5 protein-coding genes and 2 pseudogenes are annotated in these 6,876 nt (G+C 38.2%); 3 read left to right on the top strand and 4 right to left on the bottom strand.

Features of this window, described 5'->3' with window-relative positions:
* Positions 1–380: 380 nt before the first annotated feature.
* Positions 381–671, bottom strand: coding sequence for a hypothetical protein (locus HMPREF0549_RS04595; protein ID WP_003717095.1), 291 nt, complete (start codon positions 669–671; stop codon positions 381–383).
* Between the two features lie 116 nt (positions 672–787).
* Here HMPREF0549_RS04595 and HMPREF0549_RS04590 point away from each other — a divergent pair, with 116 nt between their 5' ends.
* Positions 788–1,171 carry a winged helix-turn-helix transcriptional regulator gene (locus HMPREF0549_RS04590; RefSeq protein WP_003717094.1) on the top strand — a complete coding sequence of 128 codons (384 nt, stop codon included), beginning with the start codon at positions 788–790 and terminating at the stop codon, positions 1,169–1,171.
* 47 nt (positions 1,172–1,218) lie between these two features.
* On the opposite strand, the pseudogene HMPREF0549_RS04585 reads toward HMPREF0549_RS04590, so the two are convergent.
* Positions 1,219–2,040 (bottom strand): annotated as a pseudogene (locus HMPREF0549_RS04585) (aldo/keto reductase).
* Between the two features lie 163 nt (positions 2,041–2,203).
* On the opposite strand from HMPREF0549_RS04585, the pseudogene HMPREF0549_RS04580 reads away from it, so the two are divergent.
* Positions 2,204–3,074: pseudogene (locus tag HMPREF0549_RS04580) on the top strand (LysR family transcriptional regulator).
* 126 nt (positions 3,075–3,200) lie between these two features.
* Positions 3,201–4,388, top strand: a complete 1,188-nt coding sequence (locus HMPREF0549_RS04575; RefSeq protein ID WP_003717090.1) for an ATP-binding protein — start codon at positions 3,201–3,203, stop codon at positions 4,386–4,388.
* A gap of 83 nt (positions 4,389–4,471) precedes the next feature.
* On the opposite strand, the gene HMPREF0549_RS04570 is transcribed toward HMPREF0549_RS04575, so the two are convergent.
* Together HMPREF0549_RS04570 and HMPREF0549_RS04565 are read right to left on the bottom strand one after the other, a co-directional pair.
* Positions 4,472–5,707 carry an ammonium transporter gene (locus tag HMPREF0549_RS04570; RefSeq protein WP_040531191.1) on the bottom strand — a complete coding sequence of 412 codons (1,236 nt, stop codon included), beginning with the start codon at positions 5,705–5,707 and terminating at the stop codon, positions 4,472–4,474.
* Between the two features lie 184 nt (positions 5,708–5,891).
* Positions 5,892–6,821: an NAD(P)-dependent oxidoreductase gene (locus HMPREF0549_RS04565; RefSeq protein ID WP_003717088.1), complete on the bottom strand. Its 930-nt coding sequence runs from the start codon at positions 6,819–6,821 to the stop codon at positions 5,892–5,894.
* Positions 6,822–6,876 lie beyond the last annotated feature (55 nt).

Here is a 6,876-nt window from a genome sequence, read left to right as displayed (position 1 = left end):
ATTTTATCTGGTATACAATTGTGGTATATGTTAGAAACAGTTCTCATAATTTCCTTGAATGTTATAAAAGTATCTGTATAATGTTCAGTATATTTTGATGAACGCATATAGTAGTCCTCATTTCTTGGGAGTTTTGAGACTACTATATGCGTTTTTTGTTGATTTACCAACATGTTTAGACATTTTCCTCTAGGAAAAAGTTAACTAGCACCACGGGTTTATATTTAATAGCAATCCATAGCTTTTACTCATACCATTGGAACTAATGATGAGCAAGCAGAATTACATGAGATAAATAAATTACTTAATTAGCTTCAAAAATCAGTTTACAAAAAATGACACCACTATTTACGTGATGCCATGAAGAAAATTTATTTAATTTAGTTTACACTATAAATCCGTACTTCCGGATCCGCAGTCCAAGTTGGTTTCAAACCGGGGAAAACATGTTGAGTAAACATTTCACTGTCGAGGTATGCCTTGGCATGTTCAACACTATCAAAGCCATGAAGAACTTGAACATCTTCGTCCCGAATTAAAAGATCCTTGGTTTCTGCACCGGGGATGGTTTTTAAGAATGGTTCACGGTAATCGGTATAAACCTTTGCTGCCGCTGCCCGATTCTTTTCAGGAATTACCATCGTTACTTGTAAATAAGCTTTAACTGCCATTTTACTTCCTCCTCAAATCAATTAGTTTACAATTCTGATAGTAGTCGTTTACAATCAAAATTAATACGAATTTAAAGACGATTAAGCTACTAAATAATTTTTGAGGAAGGTTAGCTATGTATCAACAGAAACTACCAAAAGAATACTATTGTACTGTTGACTATGGGTTAGATATTTTCGGTGGCAAGTGGAAGCCACGGATTCTCTGTATCCTGGGGCATGTTAATTCAATGCGTTACGGTGAACTGAAAGCACAAATGGAAAATATTTCAGATGCCGCCCTAGCTGATAGTCTCCATGAATTACAGCAGGCAGGAATCATTGAGCGTCAACAATTTAATGAAATGCCAATCAGGGTTGAATACTCATTAACTGCTGAAGGCAAAAGTTTAATTCCGGTGCTCGATACAATTTCTAATTGGGCGATTAAGCATAGTGATGCGGAAATTTATACGGGAAAACACTTTGAAAAAGTGCACCGGGCAAAATTTGAGAATTAAAAATGACGGTACGGTTTTAATGCTGTATCGTCATTTTCTATCTTCAATTAATCATTAGTATGCACATCGTATTGACTGAGCATTTCTTCAACGCCTGGTGCATCTGGATCGTGCATCCCCTTACCCTTATCTAAGGCTCGCATTTGATCCATTTCAGCGGAGTTCAATTCAAAGTCAAAAATTTTCATGTTGCTCTTGATTCGTGCTTCATGAACGGACTTCGGAAAGGCCGTTACCCCTTCTTGGTGTTCAAAGCGGAGGATAATTTACCCAGCATCCTTACCATACTTTTTTGCCATTTTGGTAATGACTGGTTTGTGAAAGAGCTCAGCGTTACCTTGACCAAGCGGTGCCCAAGCTTCAAGGGCAACCCCATTTTTAGCCATGATTTGACGCAATTCTTTTTGTTGGAAGTAGGGGTTAAATTCAACTTGGTTAACTGCTGGCATGACATCAAAATCGGGAACAAACTTCTTCCATAATTTTGGTGTCATGTTAGAAACACCAATTGATCGAATCTTTCCCGCTTCTTGAGCTTCTTCCATTGCTTGCCAGGCTTCATCAACTTTGCCGTACGGTTGGTGAACTAGGTAAAGGTCCACATAATCCAGGCCAAGTTTCTTTAATGAAAGATCAATGGCCTTCTTGGCCTCTTCATAAGCGTAGTCTTGGAGCCAAAGCTTAGAAGTTACCCAGATTTGATCACGCGGAATGTCGCTATCCTTAATTGGCTTACCAACCGCCTCCTCATTTTGGTAAGCTACAGCGGTATCAATCAAGCGGTAGCCAGTTTCAAGAGCATCCGTAACTGCTTGTTCAGCTTGAGATAAATCAGGAACTTGGAAAACGCCAAAGCCAAGCGTTGGCATTTCGACACCGTTATTTAATTTTACTGTTGGAACATTGTTTGATATTAGATTAACTTCCCTTCGTTTTGTGATTGTCTATATCTTAACCACATACTCCCTGATTGAAAATTACTTAAAGAACATGCTAGCATACATACAACGTATACTAGCTGGAGGGATGATAATGATTGATAATTACCTATTAGAAGAACTTATCACGTTTGCCAAATATAAAACCCTCGCGAAAACAGCGGCCTAATTAAATATCACTCAGCCAACTGTTACGCGGGGGATGCAAAAATTAGAAGATGAATTGGGGGTCCAACTGTTTGATCGGCACCCCCAATCGGATCACGCTAACTAAGACCGGCAAGCTGGCTGCTGAAAAAGCCACTGCACTCCTCCAAGCTAATCAGCAATTTATCACTGAAATCAAAAACTACGCGCAAAATCAGCAAGTACTCAAAATTGCTAGTGTCGCCCCTGGTCCGCAAATTGTACTAGAACAGAATCTACAAAAATTTAACGCCAACATTGATATCGATGAAGCACTTCTTGACCAGAATAACGTCGAAAAGAACCTACTGAACCGCAAGTATTCAGCGATTATTACCAATCGTGAAATCCAGACAACGCAGATTGAGTCTCGCTTCATCGGCGAGGAAAACCTTTATGTTAATCTCGATCAATTTATGTACCTTGCTAATCAGCGTCAGGTCACTTTTAAGGAATTAGTTGGTTTGAGCTTTGTGGTTTTAAATGATATTGGACCATGGAAAACGATCATTCAGGAGAACATCCCTGATGCTAAATTTTTGTATCAAACAGAATATGATGCGCTTAGTGAATTAACAAAATATACCAGTTTCCCCTTCTTTACTACTAATGTCACACAACCAAACAATACATATGACACAACTGATACTGTTGCATTACCAATTACTGATCGTTCAGCAACAATGACTTTTTACGTAACCTATTTAAAAAGCCAACGGAAGACGATTGCTCCACTGGCAAAAAGGTTAACTAGGATTTGGTCTGAAGGTAAAAAATGATTTTTATGAATGTGAAAATACTTTTACATTCAACTGAATTTTCAAAAAGTGTAAAAGTAATTTCAAACTAATGATATAATAATCATAAGTATAAAACTAAATTCAAACTAATAAGAGGTTAACCAAATGATCCAACGAGATAGCTATATGCAACGATTAGATCTAGTTCGCGACAAGCAAATCATTAAAGTATTAACAGGAGTTCGCCGGTCAGGAAAATCTACCATCTTAGAAATGTACAAACAACGATTAAAAGAAAGATTTGACGTTGCTGACGACCAAATCCACCATCTTAACTTTGAAGATCTTGGCATTTCTAATCTCCAAGATTATCACAAACTATATGACTACTTAAATAATCATCTAGTTGCAAATAAAATGAATTATATTTTCCTGGATGAAATCCAAAATGTTGCACACTTTGAGAAAGTACTTGATAGCTTATTCATTAAAAAGAATGTTGACTTGTATGTGACCGGTTCAAACGCATTTATGCTTTCTGGAGAATTATCAACACTGTTGTCCGGGCGTTATATCGAAATTCATGTTTTTCCATTGTCATTTGCAGAGTTTTTACCAACAATGAAGAACACTTCTAAAACTCAAGCATTCGATCGTTATTCAGAAAGAGGTGGCTTCCCGTTTGCTATCGAATTGAATGATAGCCAAACTTATCACGACTATATTGATGGCATTATTAATACGGTGTTAATTAAAGATATTCTTGCTCGTCGTGAACGTGGTAATGCTTCCTTTGTTGAAGAATTGGCTAAGTACTTAACAGATACGACCGGAAATTTGATTACACCCAGAAAAATAGCGGGGTTAATGACTTCTAAGGGTGTCAAAACCAGTCCAGCAACCGTTACTTCATACTTAAAAAATTTTACTGATGCCTATCTTTTCTATAAATGTGACCGCTATGATATTAGTGGTAAGAGATATTTAACGATCAATTCAAAATATTATCCAGTTGATCCAGCGTTGAAGATTGACTTATTAGGGACAAAACGACCCAACTTTGGTAGCCGCCTAGAAAGCATCGTATACCTAGAACTACTGCGGCGAGGATATGAGGTTTATGTTGGTTCATTAGGCAATTTAGAAATTGATTTTGTAGCGATTAAGGATGGTATCAAAGAGTATTATCAGGTTTCCCTTTCTGTTAAGGATGAACATACCTATCAACGTGAAATACGAGGATTTCAACAGATTCACGATAACTTTCCCAAAAAATTATTAACTGAAGATAGTGGTTATTATAACGACAATGGAATTGAGCAAATTAACGTGATCGACTGGCTACTATCTTAATAATTTTCAGACAGTAATTGAAAACGCAACAAATTCAGCCACCTAAAAAGGTCATTATCGACTAATTAGGTGGCTTGATTAATTTATTCAGTTCTTTCGCTTGCTAACCGGGTAGAATGGAGCGGTTCGTTATGCTGACTTAAATCCAGGCCAAGTATTTCATCATCGCTGGAAACTCGGATTTGCATCCAGTAACTAATTAACTTAATTAAGAGCATTGAAATGATAAAAGTCCAAGCAATCACAATAACAGTTGTTAATAATTGAATATTAAATAAATGCCAACCGCCACCAACAAATAGGCCATCACTAGTAACATGACTGTTAATTGCATGACTGGCAAATAATCCAGTTGCAATACTACCCCAGATTCCACTAACCCCATGACAACCAAAAGCATCAAGGGTATCATCCAGATGAATTTTGGGCTTAATCAGTGTAACAAATAGGAAACTAACGACTGACCCGATCAGTCCGATCCAAAGAGCACTGTCGATAGCAACATAACCGGCAGCTGGCGTAATTGCTACTAAACCACATAAAGCACCTGAACAAGTCCCAACCAGGGTAATATGACCAACTCGCCAAACTTCTAATAACTGCCAAGCAACCATTGAAGCGGCCGTAGCGATAGTTGTTGTAATCATCGCTTGCATTGCAACATCATTAATTGCTAAGGCCGAGCCAGCGTTAAATCCATACCAGCCAATCCATAAAATTGCGGTACCTAATAAAATCCAGGAATGGTTGGCGTGTTCGTCTTCGGGATGAGAACGTGGTCCAACCATTATAGAAAGGACCAGCGCGGTAATCCCAGCATTAATATGAACTACTGTCCCACCTGCAAAATCTAATGCTCCTAGTTTTGAGAGCAGTCCATTACCCCAAATCATATGGACGAGTGGATAATAGACACAGACTGACCAACAAATTATAAAGACCATTAAAAACTTAAACCGGACCCTTCCAACAATCGCACCAACGAATAAAGCCGGGGTAATGATAGCAAACATCATTTGGAATAGTGAATACAGCCCTAATGGGATTTTCCCCGTAGTTAACTGGTCGAGCCGGACATTACTCATCATCATGGCATGAAGATTGCCTACTAATCCAAAGACGTTGCCGTTGAATGATAATGAATATCCTAAGACAACCCATAAAATAATGGCGAGTCCCGAAATAAAGAATACCGAGAGCAGCGTATTGACTGAATTACGGCGTGACACCATTCCACCATAGAAAAAAGCTAATCCTGGCGTCATAAAAAACACCAGGATACTAGCGACCATTACAAATAATGTGTTTGTCGTACTCATCTCAACTCACTCCTCATCGCTATAAGATAATAGTTAGACTATACAGAAGTAGGTGGTCTAATTCAATACGATAGCAAAAGATTCGTTTAATATTAAGCAAATCCAGATGGGCTCGAAATGATAATAACCAGATTGGTCTAAATAGCGAATAATATTAAGAGGAAAAATATAACTTTCCAAACCATTAATTCACTAAATTCTTTGGCTTTTCACCCTTAGCAAATCTAGTCAGATTCTCCTTAAAGAATTCGTAACGACGACGGTGAAATTTAACACTGTCGGGAAGGCCTGCTGTATGCGGTGTTAGGATGACATTACTTAAATGCCGCAACGGACTATCCATGGGCAATGGTTCTTGTTCAAAGACATCTAAGCAGGCTCCGGCAATTTCATGGGTTTGCAATGCTGAAATAAGAGCAGCCTCATCAACAATACTTCCTCGTGATGTGTTTACTAGGAGTGCTGATGATTTCATTTGTTGAAACGCCTGAGAATTAATTAAATGGTGAGTTGCAGGAGTTGCAGCAATATGAAGGCTAATAATATCACTATTTTTATACAAGGTTGGTAAGTCAACCATCCTAACTCCTGAAATATGCCGTGGATGATGATTATACGCAAGGACGTTCATATTGAGCGCCAACCCAATATGCGCCATTCTCGCACCAACATTTCCCAAGCCAACAATTCCTAAAGTTTTCCCAGCAATTTCCGCTCCATTATACGTAAGTTGACTTGCCGGTTGCTGGTCTTTCATAAAGCAGTCTAAGTAAGGAATATTTTTAAACCAACTTAAAATTAACGCAAGGGTGTGTTCAACTACGGCATTCGCATTAACTCCTGCAGCATTACAAACCTTAATCCCTCGATGAGTACATTCGGCCACGTCAACATTATCATAACCGGCCCCGGTTTGAATTATTTTTAACTGCGGCGCTTGTTTTAGTAGAGATGAATTAACTGGTATATGCTCAGGAATAATTGCTTCCGCAGATGATAAATACAACGGTGCTGAACGTAAATTTGTAATGTGAACTTGCCATTCTTGAGGAAAAACTTTATAAATTTTTTGCTTTGTGCTAACAGGAAAATCCCCAATAATAAGAACGTTCATCCTAATCTTTGACTCCTTTTTGATAACTTGATCGAAGATTTTTCACTTTCACAGA

This window comes from Limosilactobacillus vaginalis DSM 5837 = ATCC 49540 (assembly GCF_000159435.1).
Classification (GTDB): domain Bacteria; phylum Bacillota; class Bacilli; order Lactobacillales; family Lactobacillaceae; genus Limosilactobacillus; species Limosilactobacillus vaginalis.
The sequence above is the reverse complement of the archived record's forward strand: the minus strand, read 5'-3'. Positions and strand labels throughout refer to the sequence as shown.

Coding starts and splice junctions, on each gene's coding strand:
- HMPREF0549_RS04595 (WP_003717095.1), bottom strand. CDS start 671: ATGGCAGTTAAAGCTTATTTACAAGTAACGATGGTAATTCCTGAAAAG.
- HMPREF0549_RS04590 (WP_003717094.1), top strand. CDS start 788: ATGTATCAACAGAAACTACCAAAAGAATACTATTGTACTGTTGACTAT.
- HMPREF0549_RS04575 (WP_003717090.1), top strand. CDS start 3,201: ATGATCCAACGAGATAGCTATATGCAACGATTAGATCTAGTTCGCGAC.
- HMPREF0549_RS04570 (WP_040531191.1), bottom strand. CDS start 5,707: ATGAGTACGACAAACACATTATTTGTAATGGTCGCTAGTATCCTGGTG.
- HMPREF0549_RS04565 (WP_003717088.1), bottom strand. CDS start 6,821: ATGAACGTTCTTATTATTGGGGATTTTCCTGTTAGCACAAAGCAAAAA.